Origin of the sequence: Streptococcus pacificus, from assembly GCF_016481305.1 — a bacterium.
Lineage (GTDB): Bacteria > Bacillota > Bacilli > Lactobacillales > Streptococcaceae > Streptococcus > Streptococcus pacificus.
The window spans coordinates 620,290-637,840 of sequence record NZ_JAENBO010000001.1 but is presented as its reverse complement, the minus strand read 5'-3'; the positions used below and the strand labels follow the sequence as shown (position 1 = coordinate 637,840).

At 34.5% G+C, this 17,551-nt stretch carries 16 protein-coding genes; 15 read left to right on the top strand and 1 reads right to left on the bottom strand.

Annotation, left to right across the window (positions count from 1 at the left end; all coding sequences use genetic code 11):
- The first annotated feature begins 116 nt into the window (after window positions 1–116).
- From JHK62_RS02925 to pepV, 13 genes are all read left to right on the top strand, one after another.
- The gene (locus JHK62_RS02925; protein ID WP_199575178.1) at window positions 117–794 is read left to right on the top strand and encodes a PepSY domain-containing protein; all 678 of its coding nucleotides are present in this window, start codon (window positions 117–119) and stop codon (window positions 792–794) included.
- A gap of 453 nt (window positions 795–1,247) precedes the next feature.
- Window positions 1,248–2,111 (top strand): hypothetical protein, encoded by an 864-nt coding sequence (locus JHK62_RS02920; protein ID WP_199575177.1) that lies wholly within the window; start codon window positions 1,248–1,250, stop codon window positions 2,109–2,111.
- A gap of 14 nt (window positions 2,112–2,125) precedes the next feature.
- Entirely contained in the window at window positions 2,126–3,118 is a 993-nt protein-coding gene (locus tag JHK62_RS02915) for an ornithine cyclodeaminase family protein (RefSeq protein ID WP_199575176.1), read from the top strand.
- Between the two features lie 395 nt (window positions 3,119–3,513).
- Entirely contained in the window at window positions 3,514–4,149 is a 636-nt protein-coding gene (locus JHK62_RS02910) for a PepSY domain-containing protein (protein WP_199575175.1), read from the top strand.
- 105 nt (window positions 4,150–4,254) lie between these two features.
- Window positions 4,255–4,926, top strand: coding sequence for a response regulator transcription factor (locus tag JHK62_RS02905; protein WP_199575174.1), 672 nt, complete (start codon window positions 4,255–4,257; stop codon window positions 4,924–4,926).
- Window positions 4,910–6,262 carry a HAMP domain-containing sensor histidine kinase gene (locus JHK62_RS02900; protein WP_199575173.1) on the top strand — a complete coding sequence of 451 codons (1,353 nt, stop codon included), beginning with the start codon at window positions 4,910–4,912 and terminating at the stop codon, window positions 6,260–6,262. Before JHK62_RS02905 ends, JHK62_RS02900 begins: the two co-directional genes overlap by 17 nt.
- A gap of 77 nt (window positions 6,263–6,339) precedes the next feature.
- Window positions 6,340–6,969, top strand: coding sequence for a hypothetical protein (locus tag JHK62_RS02895; protein WP_199575172.1), 630 nt, complete (start codon window positions 6,340–6,342; stop codon window positions 6,967–6,969).
- 119 nt (window positions 6,970–7,088) lie between these two features.
- Entirely contained in the window at window positions 7,089–7,784 is a 696-nt protein-coding gene (locus JHK62_RS02890; RefSeq protein WP_199575171.1) for a YjjG family noncanonical pyrimidine nucleotidase, read from the top strand.
- Window positions 7,785–7,916: 132 nt separating this feature from the next.
- A complete protein-coding gene (locus JHK62_RS02885; protein WP_199575170.1) occupies window positions 7,917–8,975 on the top strand; it encodes a PTS sugar transporter subunit IIC in 1,059 nt (352 codons plus the stop codon).
- 30 nt (window positions 8,976–9,005) lie between these two features.
- Window positions 9,006–9,929: a 2-dehydropantoate 2-reductase gene (locus tag JHK62_RS02880; RefSeq protein WP_199575169.1), complete on the top strand. Its 924-nt coding sequence runs from the start codon at window positions 9,006–9,008 to the stop codon at window positions 9,927–9,929.
- A 64-nt stretch (window positions 9,930–9,993) separates the two neighbouring features.
- Window positions 9,994–11,781 (top strand): excinuclease ABC subunit UvrC, encoded by a 1,788-nt coding sequence (uvrC, locus tag JHK62_RS02875; RefSeq protein ID WP_199575168.1) that lies wholly within the window; start codon window positions 9,994–9,996, stop codon window positions 11,779–11,781.
- 104 nt (window positions 11,782–11,885) lie between these two features.
- Window positions 11,886–12,488: a nitroreductase family protein gene (locus JHK62_RS02870; protein ID WP_199575167.1), complete on the top strand. Its 603-nt coding sequence runs from the start codon at window positions 11,886–11,888 to the stop codon at window positions 12,486–12,488.
- 9 nt (window positions 12,489–12,497) lie between these two features.
- On the top strand, window positions 12,498–13,907 hold the full coding sequence (pepV, locus tag JHK62_RS02865; protein ID WP_199575166.1) for a dipeptidase PepV: 1,410 nt from the start codon (window positions 12,498–12,500) through the stop codon (window positions 13,905–13,907).
- Window positions 13,908–14,028: 121 nt separating this feature from the next.
- Here the strand turns inward: pepV and mnmE are convergent, their stop codons facing one another.
- Window positions 14,029–15,402, bottom strand: a complete 1,374-nt coding sequence (gene mnmE, locus JHK62_RS02860) for a tRNA uridine-5-carboxymethylaminomethyl(34) synthesis GTPase MnmE (protein WP_199575165.1) — start codon at window positions 15,400–15,402, stop codon at window positions 14,029–14,031.
- 220 nt (window positions 15,403–15,622) lie between these two features.
- Here mnmE and rpiA point away from each other — a divergent pair, with 220 nt between their 5' ends.
- The gene (rpiA, locus tag JHK62_RS02855; protein WP_199575164.1) at window positions 15,623–16,303 is read left to right on the top strand and encodes a ribose-5-phosphate isomerase RpiA; all 681 of its coding nucleotides are present in this window, start codon (window positions 15,623–15,625) and stop codon (window positions 16,301–16,303) included.
- Window positions 16,304–16,313: 10 nt separating this feature from the next.
- Window positions 16,314–17,525 carry a phosphopentomutase gene (locus JHK62_RS02850; protein WP_199575163.1) on the top strand — a complete coding sequence of 404 codons (1,212 nt, stop codon included), beginning with the start codon at window positions 16,314–16,316 and terminating at the stop codon, window positions 17,523–17,525.
- Window positions 17,526–17,551 lie beyond the last annotated feature (26 nt).

Below are 17,551 nucleotides of genomic sequence, written 5' to 3'. Positions count from 1 at the left end.
ATGTAACCGGTTTTTTTATGAGAAACAATCATTTTTCTATTTTTATTCATCTAATGATGATATACTAAGACTATCAATTAATTAATTCATTTGTTAAATAGAAGGTGAGAACTTGAATGAAAGAAAACTCAAAAAAATGGCTACTCGCAGGAGTCGTTGCTATCTTAGTTATTGTAATAGGCGGATTTGCTATTGGTAATGGTTCTTCCGAAAATAATTCTCCTGATAAGAATTCTCCTACAGAAGGAACGGCGAAGAAAACTTTTGATAAAATCAAAGAAGATTCTAAAGATAGCATTGAAAGACAAAATGAAGAGGATCCCAAAACAGCTGAAAGTAATCAGTCGTCACTCATAGATCCTATCACTATTGACTTTGATACAGCTATGGAAACTGCTCTAAAACATGCTAAGACAGGTTTCATTAGCAAAGTTAAAATAAAAATCGAAGAAAATTTACCTTATTTTGAGGTTGAGATTGTTGAAAATGATACTATTAGCTTTTATGTTATTGATGCCAATAAAGGAGACATCCTATCCATTCTGAATGCGAGTGAAATTGGCTATACAATTAACAAACCTCAAATAAGTGTTGATGATATTATGACATTGATTGAAACGCAATATAAAGGAGCATTATTAAATAGTATTTCTTTAAATTATGACTCTCCAGATCAAATGTTTTATGAAGTAGCACTCTTTTTAGACGGTGCTGGAAAAGAATTAATCGTGAGTGCAGATGATGCTTCTGTTATCTCCGAAAAAGTAGGATTGAACACCAACCAACTCAGTTAACCTTGGAAAATTAGCAATTTTTAAATATAAGAAAAATATTTAAAAATCATTTTTAATGAGAGGGGAACCTCTCTTTTTTATTTTGTAATGTTTTCTATTGATATTATCTTGAAGAAGAAAAACTTTTAATGTTATGGCCCATTAATTAGCCTCTTTTTATTTGAATAGCTTTTTTAAAAATGCTAAACTAAACACGAAAAAAGAAAAAAGTGCTCACGCTTTGCGTAGAATTTATACTGATTTAACCAAATAATCAACCTGGCATAGCAAAACAATCGGTTAAAGACAGTTTAAAATTGGTATAATTGATTATGATAAAAAGAAAACCAATACTTTATTTAATTATGATCATAAATATGAATTTTTAAAACATTTTAGTTTTGATTTTTTTCTAATTTAATATTTAGTCCCAAAATTTAAAAACAATAAAATATATTTTAAGGAGGAAAACGAATGATTTCAGTAAAATGGATAATTCTTTTTTTAATTATAATTGTAAACGCTTACTATGTTGTTTTACTAGTAAGAGATTTATTAAAAAATAGGAAAAAAATTATGACTGAAGAGGCGCCTACGGGAATTTTACCTATTTCAAGTGCCTTAATCTTTTTTGGCTCAACATTTGGTGTTTCAGATTTTGCAACATCAACGGCACTATATTCTAAACTTAATTGGACATCAATAAAAAAATTACCAGGAACATTGAATACACAATGTACAATTCCCTTGGCAATAATGGCATTGGCCTATATTCAATCAATTGAAGTGGGCTTAATTACTCTTGCTACTTGTATTATTTCACAAGTCGTTGGTTCCTATTTTGGTGCAAAATATGCTACAAAATTACCCGCAGCAAAAATAAAATATTATATTGGCATTGGTATGATTATTGCTGCCATGATTATTTTGGGAGGACGTTTTGGTATTTTACCATCTGGAGGAACAGCTACCTCTTTATTAGGAATTCGGCTTTTCATAGCCGCCATTGCTTTGTTTATTTTTGGGGCACTTAATAACATTGGAATTGGATCATATGCGTTAACAATGATAACTGTTTATCTTCTTGGGCTAAATCCAGCAGTATCATTTCCAATTATGATGGGAGCAGCAACTTTTTCCGTACCAATAGGTTCAATTCAATTTGTAAAATCAGGTCAATACAGTCGTAAAATTACTTTATTTACTTCTACTTTTGGTGTTTTTGGCGTCTTGGTGGCGGTATTTATAGTGAAAAGTTTGAATCTTGATTTAATTCAATGGCTAGTAGCTGCGATTCTCATTTATACTTCATATGGTATGCTAAAAAAATCAACTTAATAGGAGGTTCTGATATGTTATACTTATCAAAAAAAGATATTGAAAAATCATTTTCAATGTCTAAAGCTATCGAAGCTGCAAAAAATTCATTAGCAATCTATTCTAAAGGAGAAGCAATAATTCCACTAAGAGTAAATCTAGGTGTTGAAAAATTTAATGGTCAATCACTTTTTATGCCTGGAGCAACAAAAGGGGAAGTTGATGCTGTTGGTGTTAAAATTGTATCAGTTTATCCAGATAATATTAATAAAGGATTACCATCAGTACCGGCAACGATGGTAGTCATCGATGCTAAAACTGGAATTGTTTCTGCCATATTAGATGGAACATTCTTAACACAATTAAGAACAGGTGCTGTACAGGGAGCTGCAACAGATTTATTGGCAAGACAGGATGCTAAAATTGGTTTAATTATCGGTACTGGTGGGCAAGCTTTGCAACAATCCATTGCCATGCTAACTGTTAGAAAATTGAGAACTTTTTATGTCTCAGATATTGATTTAAATCGTGCCAAAACATTTGCTAAACAACTTTACGAAGCTACAAGAGATCATTTTACTACAAATATTATTGTAGCAGATGATTTATCTAAAGCAGTACAAGAAGCAGACGTGATAACAACAGTGACAACTTCTAAAGTGGCTACTTTCAATTTTAATGATGTTAAGCCCGGTACCCATATCAATGGTATAGGTGCCTATACACCCGAAATGCATGAATTACCAATTTCATTGATTGAGCATGCGGATTGTATTTTTTTGGATACAAAAGATGGTGTTTTATCAGAAGCAGGAGATATTATTACTCCTCTTCAACAAGGAAAAATTAATGAAAAAAATATTACTGGTGAATTAGGTGAACTTGTTTTAGAAAAAGTTGATGGCCGTCAAAATGAAACTGATATAACAGTCTTTAAGACAGTTGGTACGGCAGTTTTAGACATTGTTACTGCCCAACTAATTGTTGAAAATGCAAATGAAAAAGGATTAGGTCTTAAATTAGAATAAAGTACATTATAAAAAGAGTTTTTCTACTTTTTAAGATTTTGGCATTTTCAATTACTTGGAACTGTTTAAGATTCTTTCTAATAAAAAGAATAGAGAAGATTCTAATTATATTATTGGACAAACGATTGTTGTTGATGGTGGTATGGTCTTCCATTAAGATTTTATCAGAATAAAACGCTGTGTTTTGACACAGCGTTTTTATTCTAATTATGGTTAAGGTTAAAAATATAATTCGTTTCAATTTGAATCATTTGAGTCATTAATGGCATATTTTTATTTCAAATAAAGAAAAATCTTAAAAAAATTTGAAAATTCATTTTACATTCATTTAAGGATTCTATCATTAAAGTGTAAATAAGAAAACTAACTTTTTAAAATAGAAAGAGGTAACAAAAATGAAACAACTAACAAAAAAATCGTTAATGATTGGAATTATTGCTATTATCGTTATTGCAGCTGGAGGTTATGCTATTGCCAATGAATTGTTCGATAGAGATTCTCCAATGGAAGAAAAAGTAGAAACTATTTTTGATGATGAAGCAGACGATGTTGATGATGATCATTTAGAAAGTAAAAATGATACACAAAAGGCAGATCCATCACCACAAACACAAACTGTTAAAGTTGATTTTAATTCAGCTATGAAAACGGCATTAGCAGAAGCTAAAACAGGATTTGTAACTGATATTGAATTGGGTTTTGATAACAATCAACCTCACTATGAGATTGAGATTGCTGATAACAATATGCAAAAATCTTATATTGTTGATGCTAATTCAGGTCAAATCATCTCAAGCAAGGTTGAAAATGAAGACGATTATCCAATCTCTGAACCTAAACAAAAAATAACAGATGTTATCACACTCATCAACAAAAACTATCCAGAGGCTCAATTAAAGGATATTTCACTAGACACTGATTACCCAAATCAAATGGTCTATGAAGTAACTATTATCACTGACAATCTTGAAAAAGAACTTACTTTAAGTGCTGATGATGCAACAATCCTTTCAGAAAAATTTGATGATTAAGTTATGGTCACTTAAAAACTAATCGATAAAAAGGAGAGGGGATTTCCCCTCTCCTTTTTATGTTATAAACTCTTGTGCTATAATGGATAAGAAAGGGATTACAAGATGAAAATTTTAATTGTTGAAGATGAGTTTGATTTGAACAAGACTATCGCTAAATTATTAAAAACACAACACTACACGACCGATAGTGCTTTTAATGGTCAAGAAGCCCTTGATTATGTTGCTGTTAGTGAGTATGACGTGATTATTTTAGATGTCATGATGCCAAAAATGGATGGGTTTGAATTTCTTAAAGAGCTAAGAAGCAGAGGTAATCAAGTTCCTGTTTTGATGCTTACTGCGAAGGATGCTCTAGAAGACCGTGTTTTTGGTCTTGATTCCGGAGCAGATGACTACCTCACAAAACCTTTTGCTTTTGATGAATTAATGGCACGTCTTAGAGCAATGATGAGACGAACTAATCGTCGCATTCTTTCAAATGTGATTACTATTAATGGCATCGAGATTGACTTGACTACAAAACAAGTTAGAAAAAATAAAAAAGTTATCAATTTGACTGGTAAAGAATATGAAGTCTTAGAGTATCTGGCAAGTCATCGGAATCAAGTGCTCTCTAGAGAACAAATTCGTGAACATGTCTGGAATCTAGACTATGTCGGCGAATCAAATATTATTGATGTCTTGATAAAAAATCTCAGACGGAAACTAGACTCAAATCAAAAACAATCCATCATTCAAACGAAGCGAGGGCTTGGCTATGTCATTCCCGAATAAAAAGACCTTTTCAAGAAAAAGGAGTATTATTACGACAATAACGCTTTGGTATAGTTTTTTTATCTTCATCATATTAATCGCAGTTGTTATCGCCTCTTTTTTTGTTTCAAGAACTATTTCTGAAACGGCTGGTCAGAGAGAATTGCAATCACAGGCTATTGAAATGGTAGAAGAATTAGATGAAGACGACGATGAATTAGAAGAGTTTGAATCTTTTGATGATGGTATTTACTATGCTATCTATGATAGTAGTAACCAGGTTCTACAAGGTAGTTTTCCTCATTTTTTTGATGCTGGTTTACCTTTTAAGCCTGATAAAATATCGGACGTCACAAATAATGGGAGAACTTTTCAATATTATGATTTAGCTATTGCAAATAGCAACCAATGGCTACGTGCGATTCGTGTTAAAAACCAGATGGGCGAGGGTTTAAGAACGCTACTCACTTCAGTTATCATTGTTTTACCTTTGGTGATGTTTTTTGTTATTGTAGGTGGTTACTTGATTCTTAAAAAATCATTTCAACCGATAAAAAAAATAACAGCAACAGCCCAAGAAATAACCAATAAAAAAGACTACAGTAAGCGAATTGCAGTTTCTGACAAAGGAGATGAATTAACCAATTTGGCTCAGGTGATCAATACCATGTTAGCCTCCATTGATCAGTCTTTTAAAAGAGAAAAACAATTCAATAATGACGTCTCACATGAACTCAGAACGCCAGTAACGGTTATTCTTTCTGAGAGCGAATATGGTAAAGATTACGCTGATACCATGGAAGATGCCAAAGAATCATTCAATGTCATTCATCGGCAATCACAATTAATGAAAAAAATGGTTGAACAAATTTTGGAATTAACTAGAGCAGAAAACAAGACCCAACTGACAATGGAAACCATTGATTTTTCTCAATTTGTCAACCAGTTTTTAGAAGATAGTAAAAGGTTGTTTAATGAACAATCGATTTTCTTGGACACACAGATTGAAGAAGGCATAAATCTAGTTGGTGATCCTATTTTATTAAAACGCTTGATTGATAATCTTATTTCAAATGCTGTTAAATTTACTAAAGATAAGATTCGAGTGAGTCTAAGTCAATCTGAAAATAATATTATTCTGAGCATCAAAGACAATGGTCAAGGGATAGCAAAACAAGAGTTGGAAAAAATCTGGCATCGTTTTTATCGTATTGATAGTTCAAGACACACAAAAGGTGTAGGTCTTGGCTTGTCACTAGTTAAAGAAATAGCGACTCTACATCAAGCCCAAGTCAGAGTTGAGTCTGAATTAGGACATGGGAGTGACTTTAAAGTGATTTTTAAAACCAATCGATAAGCTAAAAAGTAGTTTTTATTAAAACTACTTTTTAAGAATATGCCCAATCAAAAAATAATAAAAAGGAGTGAGACACTATGACTCACCTAAAAAAACGACCTTTTATCACTTATAGTATTTTATGGCTTTTAGGATTTGCCTTATTAATGGTTTCTTGTATACTTATTGTTTTAACGTTACCGATGCCATCAACGCAGGCAAGTGGTGTCTTGTTATGGGCTAAACAACATCAGCTCACCTTACAATTTGCGGATGAATTACTAGTCTTTAGCGCACCAACACTATTAGCAGCAGTTTTGTTCTTCTACGAAAAAATAAAAAAATGTAAGCCTGTTTTGTCATCGCTCATGTTGGCTCTGTTTCTTGTTTTAACTATCGGTATTCTTTATACTGTTTTTTCATTGGGGAGGCTTGTCTATCCAGTCAATGGGTTATCACTAACTCCAGAATTGGCATTAATGGCTGCTAGTCAAGTTTTTGCTGGCTTACACTTGATGGCATTGGCCTTGGTACCGTGTGTGATAATTGTTGCTATTATTAATAATTCCCGTATAGTAATGTTCTTAAGTGTTTTAACATCTCTAGCTCAGATTGTTGGTACTTACTATGCAGCCGAAGTATCCGTGCCACTTGTGATTATTGCGATGTTTGTACTCTCTATTTGGGCAGTAGTCGTTCTAACTCGCTTAAAACCATATTTTGACTAAGAAAAATTAGTTACTTCCTAATCAATTAATCAAGTAGTTAGCACCGAGAAAGTGCGACTACTTTTTTGTTTCTATGATATAATAAACTCAAAGTTTTTATCCAGAAAGGAATTCTTACCTTGACTTACCACTTTTTACTTTTTGATTTGGATCACACCTTATTTGATTTTGAATTAGCAGAAGAAAAGGCTTTGACGCTATTATTAGAAGAAGCTAATGTTTCTGATATTTCTACTTATATGGCTTATTATAAGCCGATGAATAAAGCCATGTGGGAAGCCTTATCAAAAAAAGAAATCACAAAAGACGTTCTCGTTAAAACACGTTTTGCCAACTTATTTGCTCATTTTAATCGTACTGAAGATGGTTTGTTTTGGGCTAAACGCTATGAGTATTATCTCGGTCTACAAGGAGATGTCTATCCTTTTGCTGTCAATTTATTAGAACAATTAAGTAAGGAAGGTTTTCAACTTTACGCCATAACCAATGGTATCACGGCTATTCAAGAAAACCGTCTCAAGCATTCTCCAATCAGTCACTATTTTAAACAGGTTTTCATTTCTGATCAAATTGGTTATCATAAACCTGACCCAGCTTTTTTTAATCACGTCGCAGAAGCTATTGATGGGTTTAGGGCTCGTTATGCACTTGTGATTGGAGATAATCTTTTAGCCGATATTAAAGGTGGTAGGGATGTTGGCATTGATACCGTTTGGTACAATCCTGATAATCAAGTTAATTCATCAGAGATAAAACCAACATTTGAAATTAAAAAGCTTGAAGATTTACTAGGCCTAGTAAACAAAACTATATAGAGGAGAAAAGCTATGGTCGTCTCCTCTTTTTTTATTTTTTTGAAAATAGTGATGACAATCACAATTGTTTTTGTTATACTGAAAAAGCAGGTGTGATTAATATCACATCAATAAAAAAAGTGAGGTTATTTGATGTCAAACACACAAAAAGAAACCATTAGCTCTTTTGTTAACAAGGTATTAGGAGGAACAGCGATTGCTATTGTTGTAGCTTTAATCCCTAATGCGATTTTAGCGACTTTCTTAAAGCCGCTACTCCCTAATGCTTTTGCAGCAGATTTTTTACATATTGTTCAAGTGTTTCAGTTTTTCACCCCGATAATGGCTGGTGTTTTGATTGCACAACAGTTTAAATTTTCTACGATGCAACAATTAGCAGTTGGAGGGGCTGCTTATATTGGATCAGGAGCTTGGGCTTATACTGAAATAGTTACCGAAGGGGTTACTAGTGGTATTTTTCAATTAAGAGGTATTGGTGATTTAATCAATATGATGATAACTGCTAGTTTGGCTGTTTTGGCAGTTCAGTTTTTCGGAGACAAGTTTGGGTCATTAAATATCATCTTGTTACCAATTATCATCGGTACTGTTGTGGGTTATATTGGCTGGTTGATACTGCCGTATGTGTCTTACGTGACGACCTTAATCGGTCAAATCATTAATACGTTCACAACACTTCAACCATTGTTGATGTCTATTCTTATTGCTATGGCATTCTCAATGATTATTGTTAGTCCAATTTCCACGGTTGCTATTTCTTTAGCGATTGGTTTAAATGGCTTATCTGCCGGTGCAGCTTCGATGGGAATTGCTGCAACAACAGCAGTTTTAGTTTGGGGAACATTAAAAGTTAATAAATCTGGCGTTCCTATTGCGATTGCTTTAGGGGCAATGAAAATGATGATGCCAAACTTCTTGAAGCATCCAGTGATGGCTATTCCTATGCTTGTAACAGCAGCCATTAGTTCTATTACTGTTCCTATGTTTAACCTTATTGGAACACCAACTTCAGCTGGTTTTGGTCTAGTTGGAGCCGTTGGTCCAATTGCTTCGTTAGAAGGAGGTAGTGGTCTGTTACTAATTTTATTAGTTTGGCTAGTAGTTCCATTTGGTGTCGGTTTTGTCACACACAAAATTTGTAAAGATGTTTTAAAACTATATAAAGATGATATCTTTGTATTTGAAAGCTAAAATCAGAGTTAAAATTTAAAGGAGGCTATAATGTTAGTATATATTGCAGGTGCAGGTGCCATGGGTTGTCGTTTCGGTTACCAAATCTCAAAAACAAATAATGATGTGATTTTATTAGATGGTTGGGAAGACCATATTAATACCATTAAAGAAAATGGTTTAAAAATTACGGGTGATATTGAAGATAATGTCAAACTCCCAATCATGAAACCAACTGAAGCTAAAGATGAAGCAGACTTGATTATTTTGTTTACTAAAGCAATGCAATTGCCACAAATGTTAAATGATATCAAGGGTATTATTGGAGAAAACACAAAAGTTCTTTGTCTTCTAAACGGATTAGGGCATGAAGATGTTATCAAACAATATATCTCTGAGAAAAATCTTCTTATGGGTGTTACAGTTTGGACAGCTGGTCTTAAAGGACCTGGACATGCCCATTTACAAGGGGTTGGAAGCTTGAATTTACAGAGCCTAGACCCTTCAAATCTCGATGAAGTCCATCAAATTGTTGACATGTTAAATGCTGCTGATTTAAATGCTATCTATGACGAAGATGTTATTCCAAATATTTGGCGAAAAGCTTGTGTTAACGGAACTATGAACTCAACTTGTGCCCTTTTAGATTGTACCATTGGAGAATTATTTGCTAGCCAAGATGGTGTTGATATGGTTCATGAAATCATTCACGAATTTGTTACTGTTGGAAGTGCAGAGGGTGTGACTTTAAACGAGGAAGAAATCACTAAGTATGTGATGGATACGTCAGTGAAAGCAGCACATCACTATCCTTCAATGCACCAAGACTTGGTTCAAAACCATAGACCAACTGAAATTGATTTTATCAATGGTGCAGTGGTTAAAAAAGGGAAAAAACTTGGTATTGACACCCCTTATTGTCAATTGATTACACAAATGATTCATGCAAAAGAATCAGTTCTTAAAATCAAATAAGGATTAAAAAGAAATAAGATAGTCTATTAAGGAGCTTTTGCTCCTTTTTTGATATAATAAACTCATGAATGAACGTATTAAACACAAACTAGAATTATTACCAGACAGTCCAGGCTGTTATCTTCATAAGGACAAAAATGGGCAAATCATTTATGTTGGTAAAGCTAAGAATCTTCGTAATCGTGTGAGGTCTTATTTTAGAGGAAGTCATGACACAAAGACTGAAATGCTTGTTTCTGAGATAGATGATTTTGAATTTATCGTGACTAATTCAAACACAGAAGCTCTCCTTCTTGAAATTAATCTCATTCAAGAAAATAAGCCTAAATATAATATTCGCTTGAAAGATGATAAATCTTATCCTTTTATCAAGATTACTAATGAGGATTATCCTAGAATTATCATCACAAGACAAGTTAAAAAAGATGGTGGACATTATTTTGGTCCCTACCCTGATTCAGGGGCAGCCAATGATATTAAAAGAATGCTGGATCGGATTTTTCCTTTCAAAAAATGCACCAACCCACCAGAAAAAGTTTGTTTTTACTATCATTTAGGCCAGTGTATGGCGCACACGGTTTGTCATGTTGACAAGGCTTTCTTTATGGCAATGGCAGTTGATGTGAAGCATTTTCTAAATGGTCAAGATGATAAGATTGTTAATCAGATTAAAGAAAAAATGCAAGTAGCTGCTGACAAGCTAGAATTTGAAAGAGCAGCAGAATACCGTAATCTCTTACAAGCAATTGCTACACTAAGAACCAAACAACGAGTTATGCATCAGGATATGATTGATCGTGATATTTTTGCTTATGCGATTGATAAGGGCTGGATGTGTGTGCAGGTTTTCTTTGTTAGACAAGGGAAACTAATTGAACGAGATGTCAATCTTTTTCCTTACTACAATGACCCTGAAGAAGATTTCCTAACCTATATTGGTCAGTTTTATCAAGAAAACAAACATTTGTTGCCTAAGGAGATTTTTATCCCTCAAGATATTGATGAAACAATGGTTTCAGCTTTGGTTTCAAGTAAGGTTGTTAAACCCTTACGTGGTGAAAAAAAGCAGTTGGTTAATCTTGCAACCAAAAATGCTAAGATGAGCCTCCAACAAAAATTTGACTTATTGGAAAAAGACCTAAAGAAAACCAAAGGTGCTATTGAAAACCTCGGTAAAAAACTTAATATCAGTACTCCGCATCATATTGAAGCTTTTGATAATTCCAATATTATGGGAACAAGTCCTGTTTCAGCCATGGTTGTCTTTATTGACGGTAAACCAAGTAAAAAAGATTACCGCAAATATAAGATTAAAACAGTTGTTGGTCCCGATGATTATGCCTCAATGCGAGAAGTCATTCATAGACGATATAGTCGTCTAAAAAAAGAAGGACTGCCTTATCCTGATTTAATTATTGTCGATGGTGGTCAAGGGCAGATGACTGTTGCTAAGGAGGTGTTAAAAGAACTTGATGTAGAGATTCCAGTTGCAGGTCTACAAAAAAATGATAAGCACCAAACACAAGAGTTACTATTTGGAGATCCCATACAAGTGATTGACCTAAAAAGAAACTCTGAAGAATTTTTCTTGCTTCACCGACTTCAAGACGAAGTTCACCGCTTTGCCATTACTTTTCATAGACAAGTCCGTAGTAAAAATTCCTTTTCTTCAAAACTTGATGGTATTGTTGGACTTGGTCCAAAGAGGAAGCAAAAATTGCTTAGAACATTCAAGAGTTTGACAAAGATAAGAGAAGCAAGTATCGAAGATATTGCTGATCTTGGTATACCCCAAAAGGTTGCAAAGACAGTTTTAGAAGTATTATATGAAGATGCCAGTAAAAATAAATAAAATGAGCTAATCATTGCTTAAGATTTTATTTTTATCAATTGCTGAAATCCTTTTCAAAAAATGATAAAATAATATTATTAGAGCTTTTAGAAAGGATGCAAACTATGAAATTTCTAGACCTTAACAAAAAACGTCATGCCACTCGCTCTTTTAACGACAAACCTGTTGATTTAAATGATGTGAGAACGGCTATTGAAATTGCCACTTTGGCACCAAGTGCTCTTAACATTCAACCATGGAAGTTTGTCATTGTGAAAGAAAAGAAAAATGAGCTTGCAGAGATCATGCTTGGCCGTAATGTCAAACAAATTGAGGAAGCACAGTGTGCGATTGTTATCTTTAGTGATACTGATCTTCCTAAGCGTGCTAGAAAAATTGCTCGATTTGCTGTCAATAAAATCTCTGATGAACAGTTGGGCAATTACGCAACGGTTTACCCTAAAATGCTTGAGAAGTATGATGAGAAAACCAAAGGAGAGTTTCTTTCTTTCAATATTGGGTTAGTCACCATGAATCTTGCTTTGGCTTTGACGGATCAAGGCATTGGAACAAATATTTTAATGGGATTTGATAAATCAAAAGCCAATGACGTTTTGGGAATTGATCCAAGATTTAGACCAGAAATTGTCTTGAGTGTCGGCTATAGCGATGAGAAATTAGAAGCAAATTTCAGAATACCAGTAGATGAATTAATTGAGAAAAGATAAGGAGAAATAATGACTGTAGATTTTAAACAAGAAGTAGCAAAACGTCGCGATGAGATGATGTCAGATTTATTTGATTTATTAAGAATCAAATCTGAACGTGAGGATGATAAAGCGGATACCACTCATCCTTTTGGACCTGGTCCTGTTAATGCACTTAATCATTTTTTAAAAATGGCTGAGCGTGACGGTTATACCACTAAAAATATTGACAATTATGCCGGCCAATTTGAATATGGTGACGGTGATGAGGTCTTAGGTATCTTTGCCCATCTTGATGTTGTGCCAGCCGGTAGTGATTGGGAGACTAATCCTTATGAACCGGTTATTAAAGACGGAAAACTTTATGCGCGTGGCTCATCAGATGACAAAGGTCCAACAATGGCATGTTACTATGGATTGAAAATCATCAAAGACTTGGGACTTCCTGTTTCAAAAAAAGTTCGCTTTATTGTTGGTACTGATGAAGAGTCTGGTTGGGGTGATATGGACTATTATTTCAAACATAATGACCAAGAATTGCCTGACTTTGGTTTTTCTCCAGATGCTGAATTTCCAATCATTAATGGGGAAAAAGGAAATATCACTGAGTACCTTCATTTTTCTGGTGAAAATTCTGGAGACCTTGTCCTTCACAGCTTTAAAGGTGGGCTTCGCGAAAATATGGTTCCCGAGTCTGCTAAAGCCATTATTTCTGGTAACCTAACACTTGATGAAACAAAATCTGCTTTTGATAAATACGTGCTAGAAAATCCTGAAATTTCTGGTACAGTAACAGAAGAAGAGGGTAAAATTGTCATTACTGTTATTGGTAAATCAGCTCACGGGATGTCACCGCAAGTTGGTATAAACGGTGCAACATATCTCGCTAGCTTTATTGCTAATTGTGATTTTGCTGGTCCAGCCAAAGCCTTTTTAACCTTGATTAGCGATGTGCTTCATCAGGATTACTATGGTAAAAATACAGGGATTGCCTACACCGATGATAAAATGGGTGAATTGACAATGAATGCTGGTGTTTTCAATTTTGATGAACACTCAAATGATAATACAATCGCTTTAAATATGCGTTACCCACAAGGAACAACACCTGAAAAGATTAAAGCAGTGCTTGAAAAACTAGCAGGTGTTGAAAAAGTAACAGTGTCAGAACATGGTCATGTTCCCCACTATGTACCAATGGATGATCCATTAGTTGCTACTTTACTGAATGTTTATGAAAAACACACTGGCTTAAAAGGGGAAGAAAAAATTATTGGTGGTGGTACCTTTGGACGCCTTCTAAAACGTGGTGTTGCTTATGGTGCTATGTTCCCTGGCTATGAAAATACCATGCATCAAGCTAATGAATTTACCGATGTAGAGGATTTATACAGAGCAGCAGCTATTTATGCTGAAGCCATTTATGAGCTTATAAAATAATTTTAATGAGAAACGTAGTCATGATAGATTAGTTTCTTTGGGCCCTCTTTTTATAATAAAAGAGGGCTTTTTCTATCAAAAAAGAGATACCTTTTACAAGTATCTCTAGTTAGTGATATGATTACTTACCTAAACAGAAATTACTAAAGAGTTGAGTGATCAGTTCATCAGGGGCAGCATCACCAGTAATTTCACCAAGGATTTCCCAGGTTTTTGTTAGGTCAATTTGGAGCAAGTCAACAGGCATTTGGAGTTCAAGACCTTCGTTAACAGCTTTCAAGCTCTCAATAGCCTTTTCAATAAGTGAAATGTGGCGAGAGTTGGACAGATAGGTCGCATCTTTTTCAACAATCCCTGCATTATCAAAGAAGATAGCGTTAATTCTCTCTTCAATCTTATCAATGTTAGTATGCTCTAAAACAGATATTTTAATACAGTCTTCTGGAAGTTTTTCTATCTCAATTGCTTGAGGCAAATCAGTCTTGTTAAGTAGGATAATCCGATTACTGTTCTGACTAATTGCTAATAATTCTTCGTCTTGTTTGGTGAGTTTTTCAGAACTGTTTAATACTAGGAGCACCAAATCAGCTTCCTCTAAAGCTTTTTTAGAACGTTCAACACCGATTTTTTCAACCACATCATCTGTTTCACGGATTCCAGCTGTGTCAATCAATTTAAGTGGTACACCATTAATATTGATGTATTCTTCGATCACATCACGTGTGGTTCCTTCAATATCTGTGACAATGGCCTTGTCTTCCTTAAGGAGCGTGTTTAAAAGACTTGATTTTCCAACATTTGGGCGTCCGATAATCGCTGTTGACAATCCTTCTCTGAGAATTTTGCCACGTTTTGCTGTTTTCAGTAGGTTACTTAGTAGGCGTTCAAAAGACTCTGTTTTTTCCTTAATAAGTGCTGTAGTCATTTCTTCAACATCATCATACTCTGGGTAGTCAATATTGACTTCTACCTGAGCTAAGGTGTTAAGAATTTCTTGTCTGGTGTTATTGATGAGAGTGGAGAGTGAACCATCAAGTTGATTAACTGCAATTGACATGGCTTTATCAGTTTTGGCACGAATAAGATCCATCACAGCTTCAGCTTGAGTTAAGTCTACTCGACCATTTAAAAACGCACGTTTTGTAAATTCACCAGGTTCAGCCATACGAGCACCCTCGCGTAACACTAATTGTAAAATTTCATTGGTGACGGCAATACCACCATGCGTATTAATTTCAATCACGTCTTCTCGAGTAAATGTTTTTGGTGCTTTCATGACACCAACCATCACTTCATCAAGAATCTCATTATTTTCAGGATCAATGATATGGCCATAATTCAAAGTGTGAGAGTCAACCTTACTCAAATCTTTTCCCTTAAAAACACGATGGGCAATCGAGATGGCATCAGTTCCAGAAAGACGTACGATACCGATAGCTCCTTCACCAAGAGGGGTTGAAATAGCAGCAATGGTATCAAATTCTTTTGTTATCATAAAATACCTCTAAAATTTTTAATTCATTTATCAATCTATTGAATAGATAACTATTATTATAACACGTTAAAGAAAAAACTTAAAAAAAGAGATCGTTTCAGAAAAAAAAGAAGCAGTTTTAACAGTGAGAACTATCTCCTTATAGCCTCTAAATCCCTTTATACGAAAATAGCATGAAATATGATATAATTATAATTGATAAAACTATCTAGGAGTTATAATGGAAAATTTAAAACAATTAGTTGGTATAAAAGCTGCAGAATTTGTCAAAGATGGAATGATTGTTGGTCTTGGGACTGGTTCAACGGCAGCTTTTTTTGTGGAAGCACTTGGCCGTCGAGTGAAAGAAGAAGGTCTTGACATCGCTGGTGTAACAACATCTCACAATACTGCAAATCAAGCCAAAGCTCTTGGGATTCCTTTAAAATCGATTGATGATGTGCCTTATGTGGATGTTACTGTCGATGGTGCAGATGAAGTTGATGATGCTTTAAACGGTATTAAGGGTGGCGGAGCAGCGCTTCTAATGGAAAAAATTGTTGCTAGCTATACCAAACACTATATTTGGATTGTTGATGAATCAAAATTATCAGAAAAACTAGGTTCCTTTAAAGTACCGGTTGAAGTGATTCCTTATGGTATTAAGCAATTATTCAATCAGTTTGAGAAAGCTGGCTATAAGCCAAGCTATCGTTATGATGACAAAGGGGAACTATTGGTGACTGATATGAAACACCACATCATTGATTTACACATTGATGTCATATCTGAGCCTGAAAAATTAGGAAAATTATTGGATGAAACCGTAGGAGTTGTTGAGCATGGCCTCTTTAACGATATGGTGGATACAGTTATTGTTGGAACATCAAAAGGTGTTTCAATTATCGAAAAAAAGAAATAAGGAGAAACAAATGGCAAAATTTGATCGCGTACATTTAATCGTATTAGACTCAGTAGGTATTGGTTCTGCACCAGATGCGGATCAATTTTTCAACGTTGGCACACCAGATACCACATCTGATACCATTGGTCATATTTCTGAGCAAGTAGGGTTAGATGTTCCCAATATGCAAAAAATAGGACTAGGTAATATTCCAAGAGAAACACCACTTAAAACGGTTCCTAAAGAAGATCATCCAAGTGGGTATGTCACTAAATTAGAAGAAGAGTCGCTTGGGAAAGATACTTTAACAGGCCATTGGGAAATCATGGGTCTTAAAATCACAGAACCTTTTGATGTTTTCCCAGATGGTTTTCCTGAAGAAATACTTGAAAAAATTGAAGAATTTTCAGGTCGTAAGATTATCAGAGAAGCAAATAAACCTTATTCTGGTACACAAGTCATTGCTGACTTTGGTGAACGTCAAATGAAAACTGGTGAGCTAATAGTATATACCTCAGCAGACCCAGTTCTTCAAATAGCAGCTCACGAAGACATTATTCCAATTGATGAATTGTATAGGATTTGTGAGTTCGCTCGTTCAATCACCTTAGAACGTCCATCACTTTTAGGTCGTATTATTGCAAGACCTTACGTTGGTGAGCCTGGTAACTTTACTAGAACAGCCAATCGTCATGATTATGCCACATCACCATTTTCAGAAACTGTTTTGAACCATCTGCATGATGCTAACGTTCCTACTTATGCTATTGGTAAAATCAATGATATCTATAATGGCTCTGGTATCTCTAATGATATGGGACACAACCAATCAGATTCACATGGTGTTGACACACTTATTAAAACACTTAATCTCAAAGAGTTCAAAACAGGTTTATCATTTACCAATCTCGTTGACTTTGATGCACAATACGGTCACCGTCGCAACCCAGAAGGTTATCGTGATTGTTTAGAGCTATTTGATGGTCGTTTGCCGGAAATCATGGACAACATGAAAGAAAATGATTTGTTGATGATTACTGCAGACCACGGTAATGATCCAACATTTGTTGGGACAGACCATACACGTGAGTACATTCCACTCTTGATGTTTAGTAAGAGCTTTAAAGGTGGAGGAGTCATTCCTGTAGGTCATTTTGCTGATATTTCTGCAACTATTGCTGAAAACTTTGGAGTCTCAAAAGCAATGATTGGTGAAAGTTTCTTAAGTGATTTAAAATAACCGCAAATGAGAAATGTCTCGTTAAA